This window comes from Solibacillus cecembensis, assembly GCF_050272495.1.
Taxonomy (GTDB): Bacteria; Bacillota; Bacilli; order Bacillales_A; family Planococcaceae; genus Solibacillus; species Solibacillus cecembensis.
Window position 1 is genome coordinate 164,100 of record NZ_JBNNMF010000003.1, and the last position, 22,823, is coordinate 186,922.

A 22,823-nucleotide genomic window follows, 5' to 3' on the forward strand; every position below is an offset into this window, starting at 1 on the left:
TTGAATGTAGTAACAGGCGAGTCTTAGAATATATGAGGAGGTGCATTGGAATGTACGCAATTATCGAAACTGGTGGTAAACAAATTAAAGTTGAAGCAGGTCAAGAAATCTATGTTGAAAAACTAGGTATGGATGCTGACGAAATCGTAACTTTTGACAAAGTTTTATTCGTAGGTGGAGAAACAGTTAAGGTTGGAGCTCCAACAGTTGCTGGTGCTACTGTAACAGCGAAAGTTGTTAAAGAAGGCAAGCAAAAGAAAATTACTGTTTTCAAAATGAAAGCGAAAAAGAACTACCGTCGTAAGCAAGGTCACCGTCAACCGTACACTAAATTAGTAGTTGAAACAATCAACGCTTAATTTAAGTAAGGTGGCTGGACTATGATTACAGTTACAATTAATAGCGATGAAAATCGTAAATCGTATGGATTTGAAATATCGGGTCATGCATTGTCAGATGTTTACGGACGTGACTTAGTTTGTGCTGGTGCTTCTGCTGTTTCATTCGGAGCAGTAAATGCAATTGCACATCTTACAGGCATTACACCAGACATTGAGCAAAACGCAGAAGGTGGTTACTTAAAGGTAACGTTACCAACAGACCTAGATACTGAAACAGACGACAAACTTCAGGTTATTCTGAACACAATGGTTACGCAGTTTTATACAATGACGGCGAGCTATTCAGAATACATCGAATTGAAATATAAAATAGTCTAGGAGGTGGAACATAATGTTATTATTAACTTTAGATCTACAATTCTTCGCATCAAAAAAGGGTGTAGGTTCTACTAGAAACGGACGTGACTCTGAGTCAAAACGTTTAGGCGCTAAGCGTGCTGACGGTCAATTCGTAACTGGTGGTTCAATTCTTTACCGTCAACGCGGTACAAAAATTTACCCAGGTACAAACGTAGGACGTGGTGGTGACGATACTCTATACGCAACAGTTGATGGCGTTGTAAAATTCGAACGCATGGGCCGCGATAAGAAAAAAGTATCTGTATACCCAACAGCTCAAGAAGCATAATTCCACAAAAAGGGCTGCATTTATTGCAGTCCTTTTTTTAAATGAATAACGTTTAGTATTTGTATAAAAACAAAAATCAATTCGCTCTCGATTTAGAGCGAATTGTGTTGTTTCTAATAAATGAATAATTGAAATTTTCCTAAAGTATTTTGCGTAGAACGAGGACAAAGACATTGTTATTGTTTTTAGGGAAAATGTCGATAATCTTGCTATACTAATAACGAAACTGTAAACGGAGTGAAAACAAGTGACCGTAAAATCTTTAACAGTAAATGAAGCATTGCGTTTTGCAAATCATGATTTTTTAAATCATCTTCATTTAATTCAAATGAATTTAGATTTACAGCGAGTAAATGAAGCGAAAGAAACTATTGCACAATTATCTGAACATTGTAAAATGCTTTCTAACATCAATCAACTCAAGTTACCGAAAACCGTAGAATGGCTTCAAACCGTTAGTTGGCGTTATCCTGCCATACAATTGTGCTTGTCTAGTCAGGTCGCAGCACAAGTTAATAGCAAGTATGATGAAGCAATCGTTCAATACTTGGAAAATACAATTATTCATGTATATGATAGTTTAGATCCGTATGAACAGCAGCAGTTACAACTGCGTATCGAATCAAATGAAAAACAATGTCAGATTACATTTCATTTGACAGGCAAGTGGCAGCAAATGCGATTCCATACAGAACAGAATATTTTAAATGTGAAAACATATGAACAAACGGATACATCGTGGAAATATGTTTTGAGCATATATGAGGAGTGAAATAAATGTTTGTCGATCACGTAAAGGTTTATGTTAGAGGTGGAGACGGCGGAGATGGAATGGTTGCATTCCGACGTGAAAAATATGTACCAAATGGTGGACCAGCTGGTGGAGATGGCGGTCACGGTGGTAACGTAGTATTTGAGGTAGAAGAAGGTTTACGTACATTAATGGACTTCCGATATAAGCGTCACTTTGCGGCAGAACGTGGAGAACACGGCATGAGTAAAGGGATGCATGGACGTAAAGCACAAGATACGATTATTAAAGTGCCACCTGGTACAGTCGTTATGAATGCAGAAACAAAAACGGTCATTGCAGACTTAGTCGAGCATGGTCAACAGGCAGTTATTGCAAAGGCTGGTCGTGGAGGCCGTGGGAATTGCCGTTTTGCGACACCTTCAAACCCTGCACCTGAATTAGCTGAAAAAGGTGAGCCAGGACAAGAGTTAGATGTTATATTAGAATTAAAAGTATTAGCAGACGTTGGTTTAGTTGGCTTCCCATCAGTTGGAAAATCAACATTATTATCTGTTGTTTCATCAGCTAAGCCGAAAATTGGTGCATATCACTTTACTACAATTGTACCGAACTTAGGAATGGTTGAAACAGATGATGGTCGTTCATTTGCAATGGCAGACTTACCAGGATTAATTGAAGGCGCACACCAAGGTATTGGTCTAGGTATGCAATTCCTTCGTCATATTGAACGTACACGTGTTATCGTCCATGTAATTGATATGTCTGGTATGGAAGGGCGCGAACCATATGATGACTATGTTACGATTAATAATGAATTAGAACAATACAACTTACGCTTATTAGAACGTCCACAAATTATTGTGGCAAATAAAATGGACATGCCAAATGCGGAAGAAAACTTAGAAGAGTTTAAGAAAAAAGTTGGGGATGATGTGAAAATCTTCCCAGTATCAGCAGTTTCTCGTCAAGGTTTAAAGCCATTATTATTTGAAGCAGCTGATTTAATTGATGTAACACCAGAATTCTTACTGCATGAAATGGAAGATGAAGAATCAGATGCAACAGTGCTTTATAAGCATGAAGGAGCAGGTGGAGACTTCGACATTACACGTGATGATGACGGAGCATTTGTCCTTTCTGGCTATACAATTGAACGACTATTTAAAATGACTGACTTTAGTCGTGAAGATGGGATTCGTCGATTTGCTCGTCAATTACGTGCGATGGGCGTTGATGACGAGTTACGTAAACGTGGGGCAGAAAACGGCAACACAGTTCGTTTAATGGAATTTGAATTTGACTTTGTCGATTAAGAATTAGGGGGAAAACTATGAAAAACGTTGCCAATCAACGATATTATTTAGTGCGTGAAGACGTATTAACTGACGCAATGCAAAAAACTTTAGAAGCGAAACAGCTGTTGCAAAATGGCTCGGTCGCTTCCATATGGGATGCTGTAAAAGAGGTCGATCTGTCTCGTAGCGCATTTTATAAGTATCGTGATGCCGTTTTTCCTTTTCACTCGATTGTTCAGGAACGAATTTTAACGATTTTTATTCAATTACAAGATCGCAAAGGCGCGCTTGCGAAATTACTTGAAACGGTATCAGAGGCACATTGTAATGTGTTGACGATTCATCAAACAATTCCGATTCAAGGCCGTGCCAATGTCACACTATCATTAGATGTAACGAGTATGTCCTATGATTTAGATGATCTAATGCGCGGGTTAAAGCAGCTTGAATTTATCGAATCTGCTGAAGTAATTAGCTCAGGTGCACTATAACTTGATTCAGTGGGGTTCAAACCCCAGCTGAATCAAGTTAAGCACCGGTGGATGTCACAGATTTTTTAAGGGAAAAGGAAGTCAGCCTAAAGACGTCACATCGTGTGACAACGGCTGACTGACCCACGTCCTGTGGCCCCAAGCTCGAAAAAAATCTGGACGCAATTACGCAGAGGCGTAATTGATTCAATAAGTAAAGGGCGTCATGTTACGCTCTTTCTTATTTAGATAAAATATACTGAAAATTAAATCATTGGAGGGTTCAACATGTCGGAACAAAATTGGGGAAAACGCATTGCTTATTTAGGTCCAGAAGCATCTTTTACCTATTTAGCAACGAAAGGTTTATTCCCAAATGAATGGCATATTCCGTATACATCGATTCCGGAATGTATTGAAGCTGTTAATGAAGGGAAAGTGGATTTAGCGGTTGTGCCAGTGGAAAATGCGCTGGAGGGCTCTGTTCCCTTAACAGTCGACTATTTATATCACGAGGCAAGCTTATATGTAACGGCAGAAGTGATGTCAAAAATCCAGCAGCATTTACTTGTCAATAAAAAATATGCAGATGATTGGGAAGCGCTAGAAGAAATTTATTCGCATCCACATGCACTTGCACAATGCCATAAGTATTTATATTATAATCATGCACGGGTGGATCAAACACCTTCTTCTTCAACAGCGGCAGCAGCGGCGCTTGTTTCGCAAACAGAGGATCATTGTATTGCAGCAATTGCCAATGAATCAGCAGCAGAAAAGTATGGATTACATATTGCACAAAAAAATATACATGATTTTCATTTCAACCATACACGATTTTTTGTTTTATCTAAGGAAAATACGCGACATGCCATTGTTCCATTGCAAGCGCAGCCAAAAACGACATTTATGTTAACATTGCCAACAGATATTTCCGGGGCATTGCATCAAGTATTATCCGTTTTTGCATGGCGCAAATTGAATTTAAGTAAAATTGAATCACGTCCGTTAAAGACAGGTCTCGGGAATTATTTCTTCATCATTGATATACTAGCAGATGAAGAGGAACCGATGATGAAAGGTGCAGTTGAGGAGCTTCAAGCACTCGGTTGCAAGTTGAAATCACTTGGTACATACTTTACTTATGCTACACCAGAATGAGGTGAGGAACGTTGAAAAGTATTGTGCTGTTTGACGGAGAATGCAATGTTTGTGATGCGAGCGTTCAATTTATTTTAAAGCATGACGGGCAAGGTTATTTTCAATTTGCTTCGTTACAAAGTGAAAGCGGGCAAACTTTATTAAAGCAATACGATATACCACCGGCGACTAATAGCTTAGTGCTCATTGATCGAGGCAAAGCGTATACCCAGTCCACTGCGGCTTTAAAAATCGCTAAAAACTTAGATAGCTTATGGAAATGGTGTTATAGTGCCATTTTGATACCACCACCGATTCGTAATTGCGCATATAAAATATTAGCTAATAATCGCTACAAATGGTTTGGGAAAAAAGAAATGTGCTTACTGCCAACGAATGAACAAAGGCAGCGGTTTTTATAAAGTGAAAAGGTTGCATCCCCATTGTTAGGGGGAGCAATCTTTTTTTGTGTGATATGAAAACTAATCCTAAATATGTCTCGTCTAATATGTAAGGAAGGAGGGTGACAATGGACAGCTACCTACTACAAACGACGACAACCCAAACGAATGAAGAAATGATCGATGAATTAATGAAAACATATGGGCAAGATGTTTTACAGCTTGTTGTGCAATACGTACATAATGTGACAATCGCCGAAGATTTAACACAGGAAATTTTTATAAAATGCTATAAAGCACTTCCGACATTTCAGCAGCAATCCTCGATGAAAACATGGTTATGGCGAATTGCAATTAATCATGCAAAAGATTATATGAAAAGCTGGTATTTCAAAAAAGTTGAATTAGTTGAACAAACTTATTTACAGGAACGGCCGAGCTATCAAACAGTGGAATCGATTGTCGTACAACGGGACGAGGATGATGCGCTCGTCCATGCTGTTATGCAATTACCAATCAAGTATCGAGAAGTCATCTATTTATGCTATTACGAGGAGCAAACGATGAAAGAAATTGCTGACGTACTGCAAATTAATGGAAATACCGTTAAAACGAGAATGCGTAAAGGCAAACAATTACTAAAGAAACAGTTGGAGGAGGAGTTCAATGGATGACCGATTAAAAAACTTAAAAAAAGCGATGAATGAATCTGTTTTTTCAAAGGTGGAATTTACTTCGACTCACCAAAAACGTGTTTATCAACAGTTAAATGAATCACAAGTAGTACAACATATTTTGTCGCTGCTCGTGGATAAAAAGACTGGAATAGAATTAGCCCAGCTTTTACATGCAAAAGGTGTACAGGATATTTTTAATAATGAGGGTGTTATTTATACAATTTTACATGAGCAAGAAAATAAGGGACATATCATTTCACAGTGGGATGACGCAGGAGTGAAATGCTATCAACTGACGAAAAGTGGCTTGAAATGGCTACGGTCTCAAAATCGAGAAAAGAAGACCCTCTTTGCAAGGAAGCAACAATTGTTGGAGGTGCGACTGAATGACCATTTCTGATTTTCTAAATGCTGTTACAAGTTTTATTCGTTCAACCGAAGTGAAAACACATGTGCGACAAGAATTAAAGCTGCATATTGAGCATGCTAAAAATGCTTGGCTAGAAAAAGGCTATACGGAGTCAGAAGCAGAACAAAAGGCGATTGCAGAAATGGGCAGTGCAAGCCAGCTTGGAAAAAAACTTAATAAAATCCATAAACCAAAATGGGATTGGCTAATAATTAGTTTAATGGCGCTTATTTTCCTTTTTAGCTTCCTACCGTTATTAGCTTCACCAGACGGACAATATACTAGTTCGATATTAATTGAAAAGAAAATATTTCATATTATAATCGGAATTGTGTTGATTTTTGGTTTTATGTGGATTGATTACAGAAAGCTACTACGCTTCGATCTTTATTTCTTTGCTGGGGGAATGGCTATTTCACTACTCTTTTTACTGTTTCCGAATCGTATCGTAAATGGTCAAGCGTTTTTCGCGATTGGTCCGATCGTTGTACAAGTATGGACGGCTATCCCGTTTCTATTAATCGCATGGGCAGGATTTTTTACGAGAAGGCAGTGGAAATTATGGCAGCTACTCGCGTTATTTTTCATTTCATGTTACCCGATACTAGCCAACCCTGCTTTGGAAGCGGCATTAATTTATAGTGTTGTGGTTGCTGTTTTATTTTTATGTAGCCATTATACGAAGAAGCAAAAAATTGTCCTATTTAGCAGTTTCCTCTTAATGGGAGGAAGTTTACTTGCGATTTTGATTTCTCAAGCAGAGCCGTATCAATTAAGTCGATTATATGGTTTTATCTCACCAGAAAAAGATGCAAGTGGAGCTGGTTACTTGTATTTGTTATTGGAGCAAGCTATAAGTGAAGCGGGATGGTTCGGAGCGAATGAAGTTTTATTAATCCCTGAAAGCCATACTGATTTTGCGTTTGTCCAAATTGTCCATGTTTACGGGCTTGTTGTAGGGCTTCTCGTTGCTAGTGTCTTACTGATAGTCGCAATCCGAAGTATATGGATTGCACGTCTCATACAAGATCCGTTTGGTAAAATGTTGATTATTGGTGGTGTGACATTGTATAGTAGTCAATTCATATATGCAATTTTAATCGTGCTTGGGCTCGTTCCAATCATCGCAATCCCAATTCCTTTTATTAGTTATGGGGGAACGTCCATTATCATAAACGCAATTGTTATCGGCATGATTTTGAGTGTATATAGAAGAAAAAGCTATCCAAAAAGTCAATTCTCCTGACTTTTCGGATAGCTTTTTAATTTTCGACTAATATGCCGAGCGCTCTTAGTTTTGCCTCCGCTAAATTTAAATTTTCCTCAGCGGTAGCGCTTATTACATGTAAGTGAGTACCATCTGTTAAAGCGGACAGGAATTGAGCATTTGTTTCTTGCACCCTCTTAATAAAATGCTCTACCTCTAAACGGTTGGACACGCGGATCGACGCCGTTAATTCTCCGTATACGGGATGTTCCACAACGACGCTTTCGACTGTTACACCGCAATCGACTAACACGAAAAGCTCTTCTTTTGCTTGTTCTGCGGAATGCATGCAAACAATTTTACGCTCAAATCGCGTTTGTTGCATATTGTGCATATAAATATAGCCTTGGCTCGTTGAAACAATTGGTTCATTTCGTGCTTTTAATAAGTTCATATCATTGACGATTACTTGACGTGACACATTAGTATGCTTTGCTAAATCCGTGCCCGTTAATGGTTGTGTAGCATTTTTTAATAAGGCAAGCAGCTCATGACGTCGCTCTTCACCTAACATTTTTTTCATTACATCCACCTCTTCTAAAGACAAACTACTTAATCATAGTGTAACATATAGCGCAAATTGTTGGGGCCTCACTAGGTTTTTGTAAGACAAAAAGGAACAAAGGCTAAAACCGTCACGTCCTGTGACAACGCCTTTGTGACCAACGTCGTGAGGGCCTAAATTTGTACGAATATGTCTTTCCCTTGGTCACGGTTAAAAACCATATTGTGAATGAAAAATTGTGGCAACTGAGCAATTAGCGCATATGCTATTACGAGAAAAGGGGGAAATACGTGCGAGTTCATATTGTTCAAAAAGGTGATACATTATGGAAAATTGCTAAGCAATACTCCATAGGATTTGAGGATTTAAAGCGATTAAATGCGCATTTAGCTAATCCTGATTATATTGTTCCAGGAATGGAAATTATCTTACCTGATGGGGGAACAAAAAGGGAAAAAGAAGTGATGCACCAGGCTGTTGTTAAGGAGCAGGATAAGAAACCGATTGTGAAGGAAAAACCAATTACTCCGACACCGGCTCCACCTCCAAAGCCAACGCCAATACCGACACCACCACCAATCCCAGTACCAGTACCTGTTCCACCAAGACCTATATGGCAAGGGGACTTTTATTACCAACCCCCAGCAATGCCTGTACAAATCCCAAATTGGCAGCAAACACATGTTCATTTCCAACCAACGATTGAAACCCCGATGATGCCGTTACCACAACCATTGCCGCAACCACAGCCAGTTCCACCGCCGCCAACACCAGCTCCACTACCACTACCGACGCCAACATTACCACCACCGACACCAATTATGCCACAACCACCGATTTATATTCAGCCACCAATGCATCATCATTGTATGCCGCAATGTATGCCTCCGATGCCGCATCATTGTATGCCACAATGGATGCCACCAATGCATCATAACTGCATGCCGCCGATGATGCAACCAATGCCAATGCCAATTTGTCCGAATTGTCATGGTATAAGAATGGAAGAGCCACATTCATTTATGCCGATGTATCATGAAGAATCTTCAATGGCCCCGATGGAACATTGTCATGACAGAGATCAGCAAGTTCGCCATTACTATGAAGAAATGCCGATGTCGAATTCATGTGGTTGCCAACAACAGCCGATGCCGATGCCAATGCCAATGCCGATGCCAAATTCATGTGGCTGCCAACATCAGCCGATGCCAATGCCGATGCCGAATTCATGCGGCTGCCAGCAACCACCAATGATGCCCTATCCAATGCCGTACCCAATGCCAATGATGCCACAAATGCATCCACAAATGAATCCAATGCCACAACCACCGAAGTCATGTCATTAGTCATTAAAGAAAATTGTTGGAAGTGGGAGTCAGCTAAGGGCGATTTTTTTATGAAGTATTATGAAGATGTGTATATCGCACAAAAAGTAAAAACGATTCATAAAAAGTTGAAAAGTATTCAATTTCCATACCATTTGAACGTTGAAAAAAATGGGGATACACATATTTTGAAGCAAAGTTGGTATGAAGGTAGAAGTGCAGATTTTAGTAAACTTTCAGATCAACAAAAAACATTGCAAGCGCTACAAGCTTTACATCAAACAAATGAACAAATCCGTTGGCAAGAAATCGACCTATTGCCATATTATGACCTGAGAGAAAAGTGGTATCGTCGCTTTGAACGGTTCATTGAGCATGAGTCAGAATTGAAAGTGTTATTGCGTGATGATTATAAAAAAATAGTGGCAATGGCTTCGGATGCATTAAATCGAATCGATGGAATTAGTACGGAATTAGAGGAACGCACACTCTTGCATGGGGATGTTGTTCATCATAATTTCATGTTTGGAAAAGATGATATAAAGCTTGTGGATTTCGATTTAGCGGCAATGGGCAAAAGGACGGATGAACTCATTTTATGGCTTCATCGTGTATTACCTAATGTCGGATATGATCTAAAAAGTGTCATGCAGGAACATCCCTATTTGCAACATGTCCGTCAAAAATCGCATTTTCTACTGTTTCCGAATGAAATCATGAGAGAGGCTTTATTTTATTTGAAATTATCACCACGTCAAAAACAAGGTACCTATCCATTTATCAAAAAATTTTCAGGCGACGTACTTCGTCATGAAAAAAAACTAACGCAAATGGTGTTGGAATTAGCGTAAATCCCATTGTTAAGAAATGATAAAAGTATATCAGTGTCACTTCATGAATTGATATGCTAAAATAGCGTAGACTGTCTTAATTTTAGGCAGTCTTTCTTCATGTGAAATGCAACGTACGTTCGGTTTTAGCAGGATGGTATGTTATAATAGTTGCATGAATGTGAGGGATAGAATATGTATGATTATTTAAAAGGACAAGTGACGAGAATTACACCAGAATATATTGTACTGGAGCAGCAAGGAATTGGTTGGCGTTTATTTACACCCAATCCTTTTGTATTTAGACAATCAGCGAGTGAGCAGCAAATCTTTGTTTCGATGCAAGTTCGTGAAGATGCCCAGCTATTATATGGTTTTCATAGTTTAGATCAACGTGAATTGTTTAAAAAGTTAATTCAAGTGTCGGGTATTGGTCCAAAGGGTGCGCTGGCGATTTTAGCGAGTGGCAATCCAACACAAGTGATTCAAGCGATTGAAATGGAAGATGAAGCGTTTTTAATTCGTTTCCCTGGTGTTGGAAAGAAAACAGCCCGCCAAATGATTTTGGACTTAAAAGGAAAATTAAGTTCGTTGCTTGATTCATTTGAGTTGCCAAGTACAGATGAGGAACTGCCGCTATTCGGTGTGAATCCAAATCAACACGAGCTGGAAGAAGCGATGCTCGCATTGACGGCTTTAGGCTACTCGGAAAAAGAGTTGGTAAAGATCAAACCGCTGCTTGAGGATGATGAAAACTTGTCTACAACAGATGGCTATATGAAACAAGCGTTGAAATTATTATTGAAAATGAAGTGATAAGGAGTGAGAACCATGTCAGACCGCGTACTTTCAAGTGAAGCATCTGAAGCAGAACAACAACTTGAGCTTTCTTTGCGTCCGCAGCGACTTGTACAATACATAGGGCAGCATAAAGTAAAAGAAAACTTAAAGATATTCATTGAAGCTGCAAAACTTCGTCAGGAAAGTCTTGACCACGTACTCCTTTATGGTCCACCTGGTTTAGGGAAAACAACATTAGCGATTGTGATAGCCAATGAAATGGAAGTTCAAGTAAAAATGACGAGTGGTCCAGCCATTGAACGTCCTGGCGATTTAGCGGCGATTTTAAGTTCGCTGGAGCCAGGAGATGTGCTATTCATTGATGAAATTCATCGTTTACCTCGAGCGATTGAGGAAGTGTTGTATTCTGCGATGGAAGACTTTTGCTTAGATATCGTTGTTGGAAAAGGTCCAGAAGCGCGCTCCATTAGGCTCGATTTACCACCATTTACGTTAATCGGTGCAACAACGCGTGCAGGTGCTTTATCTGCCCCACTGCGAGATCGCTTTGGCGTTCTTACACGTCTAGAGTACTATGATGAGGATGCTTTAGCTGAAATTGTTATTCGATCTGGTACATTATTTGATGTTGAGATTGGCGGGCATGCTGCTGCTGAAATTGCACGGCGTTCTCGAGGGACACCACGTATTGCCAACCGTCTGTTAAAACGAGTGCGTGATTATGCACAAGTATTAGCGGATGGAGTCATTTCCCCGGAGCTTGCGGCCCAGGCGTTAGAATTATTACAGGTGGATCCAAGAGGGCTTGATCATATCGACCATAAATTGATTCAGTCTATGATTGAGCGTTTTGGTGGAGGTCCGGTTGGCTTAGATGCGTTAGCTGCTTCGATTGGGGAGGAACGCATTACAATAGAAGACGTGTATGAACCGTATTTATTGCAAATAGGTTTTATCCAGAGGTCCCCAAGAGGGCGTATTGCAACAGACCTTTGCTATAATCATTTTGGCTATCCGCCAGCACAAAAAGAATAGAAGGAAGTTTTGAATTTGAAAGTAGAAGATTTTGATTTTCAATTACCCGAAGAATTAATTGCCCAAACTCCATTACTTGATCGCACAGCAAGTCGACTAATGGTGGTCAATCCAAACTCATTAGACTTGGAACATCATACATTTGCCAAAATTTTAGATGAATTCCAAGCTGGTGATTGCCTTGTTTTAAATGATACGCGTGTTTTACCAGCGCGTTTAATGGGCGTAAAACCGGATACTGGGGCTAATATTGAAGTATTATTATTAAAGCAAACGAATGATGACGAGTGGGAAACACTCGTGAAGCCTGCGAAACGTGTTAAAGTTGGAACTGTCGTTACGTTTGGAGAAGGTTTACTTACGGCAACATGCACAGGGGAGCTTGAGCATGGTGGTCGTCTATTTAAATTTGACTATGATGGCATCTTTTATGAGATTTTGGAGCAATTAGGTGAGATGCCATTGCCACCATACATTCGTGAAAAATTGGATGACCAAGACCGTTATCAAACCGTTTATGCAAAAGAGCGCGGTTCAGCAGCGGCGCCAACAGCAGGACTTCATTTTACAGAGCCATTGCTTGAAGCGATTCGTGCAAAAGGTGTGGAAGTCGTATTTGTTACACTGCATGTAGGTCTTGGCACATTCCGCCCAGTGAGTGTGGAGTCGATCGAAAATCATGATATGCACTCGGAGTTTTACAGCGTAACCGAGGAAGCAGCTGCTACGATTAATCGCGTAAAAGCAAATGGCGGCAATATTATATCTGTTGGTACGACATCGACGCGTACATTAGAAACAGTTGCTTCAAAAAATGATGGAAAAATCGTCGCGGAACAAGGCTGGACAAGCATCTTTATTTATCCAGGCTATGAATTCAAAGCGATTGATGGGTTAATTACTAACTTCCATCTACCGAAATCGACGCTTGTTATGCTCGTAAGCGCGTTAGCAAGCAAAGAAACGATTATAAATGCATATGAAAAAGCGGTAGAAGAACAATATCGTTTCTTTAGCTTTGGCGATGCGATGTTCATTCGTCCGAAGAAGTAGAATCAAGTCAGCCATATTTGCGCTGAAAAAAACAAAGTACTGTTTATACTTTAGTTAGAGAGAGGAATTAAATTTAAAATGACACAATCACAACCACCAATTCGTTATGAATTAATTAAAACATGTGCACAAACAGGGGCGCGTCTTGGAATCGTCCATACGCCACATGGTTCTTTTGAAACACCAACATTCATGCCAGTAGGAACGCAAGCAACAGTAAAAGCGATGAGCCCTGAGGAATTAAAAGAAATGAATGCAGGCATCATCCTATCAAACACGTATCATTTATGGCTACGTCCAGGAAATGATATTGTGAAAGAAGCAGGCGGATTGCATAAATTCATGAACTGGGATCGTCCAATTTTAACGGATTCAGGCGGCTTCCAAGTATTTTCACTGAGTAAATTCCGTAAAATTGAAGAAGAGGGCGTTCATTTCCGCAACCATTTAAATGGAGACAAGCTATTTTTATCTCCTGAAAAAGCAATGGAAATTCAAAATGACCTTGGTGCGGATATTATGATGGCATTTGATGAATGTCCACCATTCCCAGCGACATATGAATATATGTTAGCATCAGTAGACCGTACGACACGTTGGGCGCAGCGTTGTAAAGATGCTCATCAGCGCTCAGATGAGCAGGGTTTATTCGGGATTATCCAAGGGGGCGAATACGAAGATTTACGTAAACGTTCAGCAGAGGCACTTGTCGAGATGGATTTCCCAGGTTATGCGATTGGTGGTTTATCAGTAGGCGAGCCAAAAGATATTATGAATCGTGTGCTAGACCATACAGCACCACTGATGCCAGCGGACAAGCCACGTTATTTGATGGGCGTAGGTTCTCCAGATTCACTTATTGACGGTGCGATGCGCGGAATTGATATGTTTGACTGTGTATTACCAACACGTATTGCACGTAATGGTACATTAATGACTTCAGAAGGTCGTATGGTTATTAAAAATGCAAAATACGCAAAAGATTTCACACCAATCGATGAGAACTGTGATTGCTACACATGTAAAAACTATACACGTGCCTATGTGCGTCATTTAATGCGTACAGAAGAAACTTTTGGCCTACGTTTAACGTCATATCATAACTTACGCTTCCTCATTAAATTAATGGAAGATGTACGCCAAGCAATTCGTGAAGACCGTTTAGGGGATTTCAAAGAAGAATTTTTCGAAAAATACGGTTATAACAAACCGAATGCTAAAAACTTCTAAATAATTGCCGAAAAACTAAAAACTTCTACTTTTTTAATGAAAATATAGAGTTTTTTTGCGAAAATATAGCAGTTTTATACTATACTAGGTAAGTGAAATAGAGAAGGGGGGAAATGAGACATGGAAGGCATATTACAATTTGCACCAATTATTATTATGTTCGTAGCAATGTGGTTTATTTTAATTCGTCCAGCACAAAAGCGTCAAAAAGCGACGGTAGCAATGCAAAACGATTTGAAGCGCGGTGACCGCGTTGTAACAGTTGGTGGATTACACGGTGAAGTCGATGCAATTGAGGATGCAGTTGTCTATCTAAAAGTAGACGACGGTACACGTTTGAAATTTGAGCGCCAAGCAATTGGTCGCGTTGAAGCTATTTAATCGTATTTAAAAGCTTGCGGAAATTTATTTTCTGCAAGCTTTTTTGTATAGGAAAAGGCAAAATGGCAAACGCTTAACTGTAAAAAGAGGTGTTTTTGGATGAATGATTATGTGCTAATTATAATGAAAACCGTCTCGCTCTATTTTATTTTGCTCGTTGTTTTCCGTTTGATGGGTAAACGAGAAATAGGCGAATTAAGTATTGTGGATTTAGCGATTTTTGTATTAATTGCTGAAGTCGCTGCGCTCGCACTTGCGGATATACATAATCCATTTCTTAAAGACATTTTACCAGTTGGGATCCTATTCGTTATTCAATATGTGAATTCGCTGCTCCTTTTAAAAAATAAACGATTACGAGATTTTATAGAAGGTGACCCATCGATGATTATACGGGATGGCTGGATAATAGAAATCGAAATGAAAAAGCAACGTTATAATTTAGATGATTTACTCCAACAACTTCGAGAGCAAGGGGTTGGGTCGGTTCAAGATGTAGCGTATGCTTTTTTAGAACAATCAGGAAAATTATCAATTTACAAAAAAGACGAACCACCGTTAATTATGCCCTTAGTTCTAGATGGCTACATCGATAAAAGGCATTTGAGACTGATCAATAAGGACGAGGAATGGCTCGTGCATGAATTGATGGTGCTTGGCTATACAAATATGAAGGATATTTTTTATTGTAGCTACGAAAATGAAAAATTGTTTGTTCAATTACGATCGCGAAAAAACTGAGCGAATGTATTTTAAATCCTCTAAGCGAACTTGTCTTGTGAGTAGTAATAATCCGACGATAATCGCAATGGTCATTAAGCTAGATTCTATAAAAGGTAGCCCTTGTGCAAGGAATGGTTGGATGAAACAGGTCAAAATAAATAACACATAAGGCACTAAAAATATTTGAAAACCAATGGCAATTTTCTTATGTTGGCGAATAGAAGCAATGTGTAAAAAAGATGTAATGAGTACGCCAAAACCGATTGCAATAATAGCCCCGCGCTCTTGTATTGTTTGCTGGGAAGCTAAAATAAATAATAGAAAGAGTTTCCCAACTCCACCATAGATCGAGTTCATCATGGCAGCGCGGGCCTCATCTGCCGCTTGTAAAATCGCGTGAAGAGGGCTCTGAATGTAATAAAAATAAAAGATGGGCGCTAAAATTTTCATATATCCTCGGTTTTCTTCGAGGTGGAATAAGCGAACAGCCAATTCATCTCCGTGTAGAAAAAAATACGTCGCTGCAAGACAACCAACGAGTGATGAAAGCCGTAGTGACATCGCGATGCGCGTATTGAGCAACTTCCAATTTTGCTTTGCAAGGGCACCACTAACTGCTGGAATTAATACGATGGCAAGTGCACTTGGAATGAAGGCAGGAAACAACAGTAACGGGATGTGCACGCCTGAAATAATACCGTATAACGTCGTTGCTGCAGAGGCTGTTATACCTGAAACAGTTAATGCTTTCAAGAAAATAATCGGCTCTAAAAACCAAGTGAAAGTACCGAATAATTTACTACCGGCTGAAGGGAGGGCGATTCTGAAAATCGGATTTACCGGATATTTCCGCGTTGATTGTTTTTTCATTTGACGCTTAGACTTCCAATAATAAAAGGCTAAAAATAGGAAGGAAAATACTTCGCCAAGTCCAGTTATGGCCATTGCGACTGCCGCCGTTCTGGCAGGATCTTCAGGTGTCACAAATAATGGAAGTAATAATACGATGAGTGCAATTCGGACACCTTGTTCAAGAAGTTGTGCCCAAGCTGTTGGTGCAATCTTTGTAATGCCTTGTAAATAGGCTTTTATTAAACTTGAAAAAATGACAACAGGAATTGTACAAAGTCCGATATACAGTGTAAAAACAATATCTTCATTATGTAAGAGTGTTTTTGCGATAAAAGGTATGCTAAATGCGACGATTGGGAAGAAAATAAGGATAGAAATAAAAGAAATTTTAATTGCGGTTTTCATAACGGACAAAATATGCTCGTCTTTATTTTTTGCATAATACTCCGCAATGATTTTGGTAACGGCAATCGGAATACCTAATTGGATGAGCGATATAAAGAAGATGAAGGTAGGATAGGAAGTCATATATAAACCGACTGCTTCTTCACCCGCAATTTGCATAAATTGCATTCTGTAAACAAAGCCAAAAAGTTTCGAAATTAAAATAACGAACATTAAAAAGAATGTCCCTTTCATGAATGAGCCCAATTATCTTATCCCTTCTCATTTTAAATTGATTCAGATACAATATCTATATGCATGAACAACGATAGTTAAAACTTTGAAGAGGGAGTGACAATAATGGCGGTTCCGTACGAAAGTTTATTTAAAGAAGTTCAAATTGTTATAAATAATAAAATAGAGGAATTTCAATATTTCGGGTACGATGCCATTACAAAAGAAGATTTATGGACTTATTGTATTGAAAAGAAGTGGCGAAAAAAAGATATTAATGAATTAAGGTTGCATGAAGTAGTAGCCACTATTTTTACAGTTACTTCATCAGAATTAATTAATTATGCACAAGTAAAGGGCTTAAAAGCAAGTGCGTCTCAAATGGAAATTCCAATAGAAGAAATGAAACATTTATTCCATTTAAAACCGCCAAACGATACGGAACAATAAAGAGCATAATAAGAAGAATTATTTCGTGATAATTTGACAGGTAACACATCCTGTTTCATAATGATATTGTTATGCTTTTTGAAGTAATGGAATGACTCTTTTCAAAAAGCAAAGTTTGATACATAGTTTTTGGAAAGGTGCTTTTGCTTTTCCATCGTGCATGAACGTGTGCGAAAATGAGGAGGATTTTTAAATGAAATTAGTAAACCGTATCATTACGTTTGTTCTTGTTGTAGCGTTGCTATTTACTGGAATGGGCACAACGGTAGAAAAAGTTTTAAATGACGTAAAACTCGGCCTTGATTTACAAGGAGGATTCGAAGTCCTTTATGAAGTGGAATCACTTGTAGATGGACAAAAAATAACACAGGAAGTTTTAGCGGATACAACTTCTGCATTAGATCATCGAATCAATGAATTTGGTGTAAGTGAGCCAAGTATCAATGTTGAAGGAGAAGACCGCATTCGTGTGCAGCTTGCAGGTATGGACGATCAAGCTTCAGCACGTGAGCTACTATCGAGCACGGCAAATTTAACTTTCCGTGATGTAGATGACAATCTATTACTTGATGGGACAGAGTTAAAAGAAGGCGGCGCAAAAGGTTCGTTTGACCAACAAAACCAGCCAATCGTTACATTAACATTAAAAGATGCAGCGAAATTTGCTGAAGTGACTGAAAAAGTAAAAAATATGGGTCCAGGGCGCAATCTTTTAGTTGTTTGGTTAGACTTTGAAGAAGGTGTAGACTCGTACGCAGTAGAGTCACAAAAGCCAGCTGTTGATCAAAAATATCAATCAGCAGCATCAGTAACACAAGTATTAAATACAACAGATGTGATGATTTCTGGTAACTTCACAGTGGAAGAAACGAAAAATTTTGCATCGGTCTTAAATGCCGGTTCGTTACCAGTTAAACTAACAGAAATTTACTCAACATCAGTCGGCGCACAATTTGGTGAGGATGCGTTAAATGATACGGTATATGCAGGAATTATCGGTGTATTAATCATCTTTGCCTTTATGCTACTGTATTACCGCTTACCAGGTTTTGTTTCGATTATTACATTATCAGTATTCACATATTTAGTATTAATCGTCTTTAACGGGATTAATGCGGTGCTTACATTACCAGGTATCGCAGCGATCGTATTAGGTATTGGTATGGCCGTTGATGCGAATATTTTAACAGCAGAACGTATTCGTGAAGAACTACGCGTTGGCCATTCGGTGAAGGATGCCTTTAAAGTTGGTTCTAAACAATCATTATCTGCTATTGTTGACGCGCAATTAACAACATTACTAGCAGCTGCTGTATTATTTTTCTATGGTACAAGTTCAGTAAAAGGTTTCGCAACAACATTAATTATCTCAATTTTACTATCATTCGTAACGGCTGTTTGGGGTTCACGTATGTTACAAGGACTACTTGTAAATAGTGGATACTTCAACAATCCGGCATGGTTTGGTATTAAAAAATCACAGCAACATAATATTGAAGATGGCCTAACATCACTTGATTTAACGACGAAATTCGATAAATTAGACTTTGTAGGCAATCGTAAAAAATTCTATGTGCTTTCTACGATTATTTTAGCAGTAGGTATCGGAATTTTAGCTGTTTTCAAGTTAAATTTAGGAATCGATTTCTCAGGTGGTACGCGCGTTGAAATTTTAGCGGATAGTACATTAACACAACAAGAAGTGGTCGAATATTTAGATGAAATTGGTTACGCAAATAATGATGTTGTCATTTCAGGTGACAAGCAAAATATTGCCGTAACACGTTATAAAGAAGACTTCAGTCAAAAAGAAGTGCTTGATTTTAAAGCGCAAGTGATGGAAAAGTATGGTCACGAGCCAAGTTTAAGTACCGTTTCGCATACGGTAGGTACGGAGCTTGCTAAAAATGCAATGAAAGCATTAGCATTAGCGGCATTGGGAATTATTATTTATGTCGCAGTCCGCTTTGAGTGGCGTATGGGACTCGGTGCGATTGTTTCATTACTACATGATGTATTCTTCATCGTAGTCGCTTTTAGTGTGTTACGTTTAGAAGTGGATATTACATTTATCGCAGCGGTATTAACGATTGTCGGTTATTCTATCAATGATACGATTGTAACATTTGACCGTATCCGTGAAAATATCGATCGTCAAGAGAAAATTACTACAAAAGCAGAACTAGCGGATATTGTAAATAAATCGCTTCGTCAAACGATGGGACGTTCTGTAAATACGGTATTAACTGTAATTATCGTTGTTGTAGCGCTGATTTTCTTAGGTGCTCCTTCAATTCAAAACTTCTCGATTGCCTTATTAATCGGTTTAGTAACAGGTATGTACTCTTCAATCTGTATCGCAGCACAAGTGTGGTATACACTAAAAGCACGCGAGATGGATAAAAAAGGTACAGCTGTTGTGAAAAAAGAGAAAAAACAATGGGGTTCAGACGAGCCACAAGTATAATACATGATGAACTAGCAAGAAGTTTAAAACAACTTCTTGCTAGTTTTTTTGTGGGGAAATGATGAGATCTACCTGAGTTATAGGGAGTTTAGCTGCTAGACGGATAGAAATGCAAAACTGATGGATAGAATTCGAAATGTGATGGATAGAGAACTGCAAAAATCTGCAGTTAAACTAAAAAACGGCCATTCGATTTTAATTAAATGACCGTTTTTATCCGTCTGAATAAGTTTTTTTTACCCTGTATACACGAAAATTATTTAATCGATTCATTCATTTGATGATCTCCTGCTACTTCGTTTCCTAAACTTATTTCGGGTTGCTTATTTAAAATTTCTTTTAAACGCGCGATTTCGTTCTTTTTTTCATTGATGATTGTACATGCTTCTTCCAGTTCTTTTTGTACGCTTTTTACTTGATGACGGCTGCTAAAAATACGGAAAAGTGAAAAACAAAGGCTGATGACAACACCTGCGAATACAGAACCGAAAATGACTAAAACGAGCGGCCATCTTGCTTCACCGAAAACATAATTAATGGGTACTTCTGTGACATTGACCGTGGCAAAAATGGCGACAACGATGGCAAAAAGAAGCCCGATTACTAAAACCCACTGCATTTTCATAGCACTCATCCCCTCGAATCCAAATGATAAGCTGATCTATTTAGTTTATTTCCTTTATTGGGTGATTATTAAACCAATGAGGACATTTCTCTTTACAACACAATTCTTTTCAAAACCCCCTCACTTTTCGGTATAATGGACTGCATGAGGAAGTGAAAAAAATGATTCAATCAAAAAAAGTTTGGACAGTGAATGAGCCAGATGAGCAAGCTGTAAAAAAAATGAGTGAAGCATTAACTATTTCAACAATTGCTTCTAAAATTTTATTAGCAAAAGGCTGTGATTCTGTTGAACAAGCCCAGCAATTATTAACGGTAGATGACAGTCAATATCATGATCCATTTTTAATGGCGGGTATGGAAGAAGCTGTTGCACGTATTGAGCAAGCGCTTGATGAAGGTGAGAAAATCGTTATATACGGCGATTACGATGCGGATGGTGTTACAAGTACAACCGTTTTACTCAATGTGCTGCTCGATTTAGGAGCGGATGTTGATTTTATGATTCCAAATCGTTTTATTCATGGCTATGGACCACATGCAGAGCTATTTCGTGAAGCGTATGAAAAAGGCGTTAAGCTCATTATAACGGTCGATAATGGAATTAGTGGTAATGAACCGATTCGTCTCGCAAAAGAGCTTGGGATGGATGTCATTGTCACAGATCACCATGAGCCGGGAGATGAGTTGCCAATAGCTGATGTTATACTACATCCGCGCATTCCAGCAGGACATTATCCATTTGGTGAGCTTGCTGGTGTTGGTGTAGTATTTAAATTAGCGCATGCATTATATAGTGAGTTACCTGACCATTTATTTGAATATGTCGCGATTGGTACGATTGCCGACTTAGTACCACTAGTCGGGGAAAATCGTTATTTAGTTCAACGCGGCTTAAAGGCATTACGTCAATCGCCGAATGCTTGGGTGCCTGCACTTTGTGAAGTGAGTAGTGCTTCACAAAAAGAAATTAATGAAGAAACAGTCGGCTTTTATTTTGGTCCTCGTTTAAATGCAATTGGTCGTTTAGGCGATGCGTCACCAGGTGTTCGATTTTTAATGAGTGAAGCGCGCGAGGAAGCGAATCAAATGGCCAAGCAGTTGAATGATAAAAATACAGAGCGCAAGAAAATCGTGGAAGAGCTAACAGAGCAAGCGATTGCAATGATTGAAACGAATCCAGCGATGAAGGACAATCTTGTATTAGTCGTTGCGCAAGAAGGCTGGAATCCAGGTGTTGTCGGAATTGTAGCATCGCGCTTAGTTGAAAAGTATTACCGCCCTACAATCGTTTTATCAATTGACCACGAAAAAGGAATGGCAAAAGGCTCTGCCCGAAGTATCGAAGGTTTCCATTTATTTAATGAGTTAGCAAAAAATCGTGATATTTTACCGCATTTTGGTGGGCATCCAATGGCAGCGGGGATGACGCTTCCTATAGAGAAATTGGATGAACTAAGAACGCGTTTAAATGCACAAGCGAAAGCCGTATTAACGGATGAACAACTCATTCAAAATTTACACATCGATTTGCCAATTGAACTGAGTGAAATTACAGTAGAGGCAATTGAAGATATTCGCAAACTTGCTCCATTTGGAACAGAATTTACCAAACCACTCTTTGCCATCCGAGATGTGAAGGTAAAATCGATGCGTAAAATTGGCTCTGCTGAAAATCATTTGAAAATGGAATTAGAGGATGCCCATGGGACGCTTGATACAATTGGCTTCGGCAAAGGTCATTTACATGATGAACTATCGTATGGCGTGCCAATTTCATTAGTCGGTGATTTACAAATTAATGAGTGGCAAGGCAATAAAAAGCCGCAATTCATGATTCAAGATGTGAAAGTGAGCGAGTGGCAATTATTTGATATTCGCGGTAAAAGTCAAACTGCGAATTGGTTAGCGAAAATTCCACTTGAAACAACGGATTTTGTTGCCTTTTCCGAACAAACAAAAGCACATTTTGAGCCATTGATTCAGAATCAAATTGTATGGATTACGGATGAAAGCGCATTGCATGAACTGTCACCGAATATTGTTTTACTCGATTTACCGAGCCAGACAACTGTATTAGAAAAACTATTGAAAACCATTGCGATAGAACGAATTTATGTTCATTTATATACAGCAGACTCTCAATATTTTAATGGCATGCCGACGCGCGATCATTTTAAGTGGTATTATGCATTCCTTAAGAAAAGACCGTCATTCGATTTGAAAGCTCATATTCAGCCGTTATCACAGCATATTGGGCTAAATGTCGATGTAATAAAATTTATGACAAAAGTGTTTTTTGAACTAGGATTTGTTACAATAGAGAATGGTCTGACGACTGTGAATGAAAATGCACCGAAAACGGCATTATCTGAAGCGCCGTCCTATAAAATACGATCACAACAAATTGAATTAGAGCAAAAGCTATTATATGCCACGTATAAAGAGTTAAAACAATGGTTTGATGAGCGGCTGAATGCTTGAGGA

Annotated in this window: 25 protein-coding genes and 1 other annotated feature (1 of these 26 only partly in view); of the genes, 22 read left to right on the top strand and 3 right to left on the bottom strand. The window is 38.9% G+C overall.

The genetic code is table 11. From position 1 onward, the window contains the following. Nucleotides 1-34: a sequence feature (ribosomal protein L21 leader region), on the top strand (it extends 52 nt beyond the left edge of the window). Between the two features lie 16 nt (nt 35-50). The 11 genes from rplU to ACQKIH_RS04090 all read left to right on the top strand — a co-directional run bounded on the left by rplU (nt 51) and on the right by ACQKIH_RS04090 (nt 7,421). Next, nucleotides 51-359: a 50S ribosomal protein L21 gene (gene rplU / locus ACQKIH_RS04040; RefSeq protein WP_057988149.1), complete on the top strand. Its 309-nt coding sequence runs from the start codon at nt 51-53 to the stop codon at nt 357-359. A 21-nt stretch (nt 360-380) separates the two neighbouring features. Beyond that, on the top strand, nt 381-719 hold the full coding sequence (locus tag ACQKIH_RS04045; protein ID WP_057988151.1) for a ribosomal-processing cysteine protease Prp: 339 nt from the start codon (nt 381-383) through the stop codon (nt 717-719). A gap of 13 nt (nt 720-732) precedes the next feature. Next, on the top strand, nt 733-1,029 hold the full coding sequence (gene rpmA / locus ACQKIH_RS04050) for a 50S ribosomal protein L27 (protein ID WP_057988153.1): 297 nt from the start codon (nt 733-735) through the stop codon (nt 1,027-1,029). Nucleotides 1,030-1,276: 247 nt separating this feature from the next. Continuing rightward, complete coding sequence (locus ACQKIH_RS04055) at nt 1,277-1,801, top strand: Spo0B domain-containing protein (RefSeq protein ID WP_427763572.1); 525 nt, start codon at nt 1,277-1,279, stop codon at nt 1,799-1,801. A 5-nt stretch (nt 1,802-1,806) separates the two neighbouring features. Then, the gene (gene obgE, locus ACQKIH_RS04060) at nt 1,807-3,096 is read left to right on the top strand and encodes a GTPase ObgE (RefSeq protein WP_057988157.1); all 1,290 of its coding nucleotides are present in this window, start codon (nt 1,807-1,809) and stop codon (nt 3,094-3,096) included. 17 nt (nt 3,097-3,113) lie between these two features. Further along, on the top strand, nt 3,114-3,569 hold the full coding sequence (locus ACQKIH_RS04065) for an ACT domain-containing protein (RefSeq protein ID WP_427763574.1): 456 nt from the start codon (nt 3,114-3,116) through the stop codon (nt 3,567-3,569). Nucleotides 3,570-3,836: 267 nt separating this feature from the next. Then, nucleotides 3,837-4,709, top strand: coding sequence for a prephenate dehydratase (gene pheA / locus ACQKIH_RS04070; RefSeq protein ID WP_427763576.1), 873 nt, complete (start codon nt 3,837-3,839; stop codon nt 4,707-4,709). Between the two features lie 11 nt (nt 4,710-4,720). Further along, nucleotides 4,721-5,110, top strand: coding sequence for a thiol-disulfide oxidoreductase DCC family protein (locus tag ACQKIH_RS04075; protein WP_057988163.1), 390 nt, complete (start codon nt 4,721-4,723; stop codon nt 5,108-5,110). 107 nt (nt 5,111-5,217) lie between these two features. Beyond that, nucleotides 5,218-5,763 carry a sigma-70 family RNA polymerase sigma factor gene (locus tag ACQKIH_RS04080; RefSeq protein WP_427763577.1) on the top strand — a complete coding sequence of 182 codons (546 nt, stop codon included), beginning with the start codon at nt 5,218-5,220 and terminating at the stop codon, nt 5,761-5,763. Continuing rightward, a complete protein-coding gene (locus ACQKIH_RS04085; protein ID WP_427763578.1) occupies nt 5,756-6,166 on the top strand; it encodes a helix-turn-helix transcriptional regulator in 411 nt (136 codons plus the stop codon). Before ACQKIH_RS04080 ends, ACQKIH_RS04085 begins: the two co-directional genes overlap by 8 nt. Next, nucleotides 6,153-7,421: an FtsW/RodA/SpoVE family cell cycle protein gene (locus tag ACQKIH_RS04090; protein ID WP_427763579.1), complete on the top strand. Its 1,269-nt coding sequence runs from the start codon at nt 6,153-6,155 to the stop codon at nt 7,419-7,421. The genes ACQKIH_RS04085 and ACQKIH_RS04090 overlap by 14 nt, the downstream gene beginning before the upstream one ends. A gap of 16 nt (nt 7,422-7,437) precedes the next feature. Here ACQKIH_RS04090 and ACQKIH_RS04095 read toward each other — a convergent pair whose 3' ends face one another. Further along, a complete protein-coding gene (locus ACQKIH_RS04095; RefSeq protein ID WP_057988171.1) occupies nt 7,438-7,965 on the bottom strand; it encodes a transcription repressor NadR in 528 nt (175 codons plus the stop codon). 272 nt (nt 7,966-8,237) lie between these two features. On the opposite strand from ACQKIH_RS04095, the gene ACQKIH_RS04100 reads away from it, so the two are divergent. From ACQKIH_RS04100 to ACQKIH_RS04135, 8 genes are all read left to right on the top strand, one after another. Further along, nucleotides 8,238-9,293, top strand: coding sequence for a LysM peptidoglycan-binding domain-containing protein (locus tag ACQKIH_RS04100; protein WP_057988173.1), 1,056 nt, complete (start codon nt 8,238-8,240; stop codon nt 9,291-9,293). Nucleotides 9,294-9,343: 50 nt separating this feature from the next. Beyond that, nucleotides 9,344-10,123, top strand: a complete 780-nt coding sequence (locus tag ACQKIH_RS04105) for a phosphotransferase (RefSeq protein WP_057988175.1) — start codon at nt 9,344-9,346, stop codon at nt 10,121-10,123. 174 nt (nt 10,124-10,297) lie between these two features. Next, nucleotides 10,298-10,918, top strand: a complete 621-nt coding sequence (gene ruvA, locus ACQKIH_RS04110) for a Holliday junction branch migration protein RuvA (protein WP_057988177.1) — start codon at nt 10,298-10,300, stop codon at nt 10,916-10,918. Nucleotides 10,919-10,933: 15 nt separating this feature from the next. After that, a complete protein-coding gene (gene ruvB / locus ACQKIH_RS04115; protein WP_057988179.1) occupies nt 10,934-11,938 on the top strand; it encodes a Holliday junction branch migration DNA helicase RuvB in 1,005 nt (334 codons plus the stop codon). A 15-nt stretch (nt 11,939-11,953) separates the two neighbouring features. Further along, nucleotides 11,954-12,991: a tRNA preQ1(34) S-adenosylmethionine ribosyltransferase-isomerase QueA gene (gene queA, locus ACQKIH_RS04120; protein ID WP_057988181.1), complete on the top strand. Its 1,038-nt coding sequence runs from the start codon at nt 11,954-11,956 to the stop codon at nt 12,989-12,991. Between the two features lie 78 nt (nt 12,992-13,069). Further along, nucleotides 13,070-14,221, top strand: coding sequence for a tRNA guanosine(34) transglycosylase Tgt (gene tgt / locus ACQKIH_RS04125; RefSeq protein ID WP_057988183.1), 1,152 nt, complete (start codon nt 13,070-13,072; stop codon nt 14,219-14,221). Nucleotides 14,222-14,341: 120 nt separating this feature from the next. Continuing rightward, nucleotides 14,342-14,602: a preprotein translocase subunit YajC gene (gene yajC / locus ACQKIH_RS04130; RefSeq protein WP_057988185.1), complete on the top strand. Its 261-nt coding sequence runs from the start codon at nt 14,342-14,344 to the stop codon at nt 14,600-14,602. A gap of 99 nt (nt 14,603-14,701) precedes the next feature. Further along, nucleotides 14,702-15,343 (top strand): DUF421 domain-containing protein, encoded by a 642-nt coding sequence (locus ACQKIH_RS04135; RefSeq protein WP_427763580.1) that lies wholly within the window; start codon nt 14,702-14,704, stop codon nt 15,341-15,343. Here the strand turns inward: ACQKIH_RS04135 and ACQKIH_RS04140 are convergent. Next, entirely contained in the window at nt 15,323-16,828 is a 1,506-nt protein-coding gene (locus ACQKIH_RS04140; protein ID WP_057988189.1) for a putative polysaccharide biosynthesis protein, read from the bottom strand. The two genes, ACQKIH_RS04135 and ACQKIH_RS04140, sit on opposite strands and share 21 nt — an antisense overlap. Before the next feature lie 93 nt (nt 16,829-16,921). On the opposite strand from ACQKIH_RS04140, the gene ACQKIH_RS04145 reads away from it, so the two are divergent. Then, complete coding sequence (locus tag ACQKIH_RS04145; protein ID WP_427763581.1) at nt 16,922-17,245, top strand: post-transcriptional regulator; 324 nt, start codon at nt 16,922-16,924, stop codon at nt 17,243-17,245. Between the two features lie 193 nt (nt 17,246-17,438). Beyond that, nucleotides 17,439-19,712 carry a protein translocase subunit SecDF gene (secDF, locus tag ACQKIH_RS04150; RefSeq protein ID WP_427763583.1) on the top strand — a complete coding sequence of 758 codons (2,274 nt, stop codon included), beginning with the start codon at nt 17,439-17,441 and terminating at the stop codon, nt 19,710-19,712. A 256-nt stretch (nt 19,713-19,968) separates the two neighbouring features. On the opposite strand, the gene ACQKIH_RS04155 is transcribed toward secDF, so the two are convergent. Next, nucleotides 19,969-20,337 carry a LapA family protein gene (locus ACQKIH_RS04155; RefSeq protein ID WP_427763585.1) on the bottom strand — a complete coding sequence of 123 codons (369 nt, stop codon included), beginning with the start codon at nt 20,335-20,337 and terminating at the stop codon, nt 19,969-19,971. A 161-nt stretch (nt 20,338-20,498) separates the two neighbouring features. On the opposite strand from ACQKIH_RS04155, the gene recJ reads away from it, so the two are divergent. Continuing rightward, nucleotides 20,499-22,820 (top strand): single-stranded-DNA-specific exonuclease RecJ, encoded by a 2,322-nt coding sequence (gene recJ / locus ACQKIH_RS04160; RefSeq protein ID WP_427763587.1) that lies wholly within the window; start codon nt 20,499-20,501, stop codon nt 22,818-22,820. The last annotated feature ends 3 nt before the right edge of the window (nt 22,821-22,823 follow it).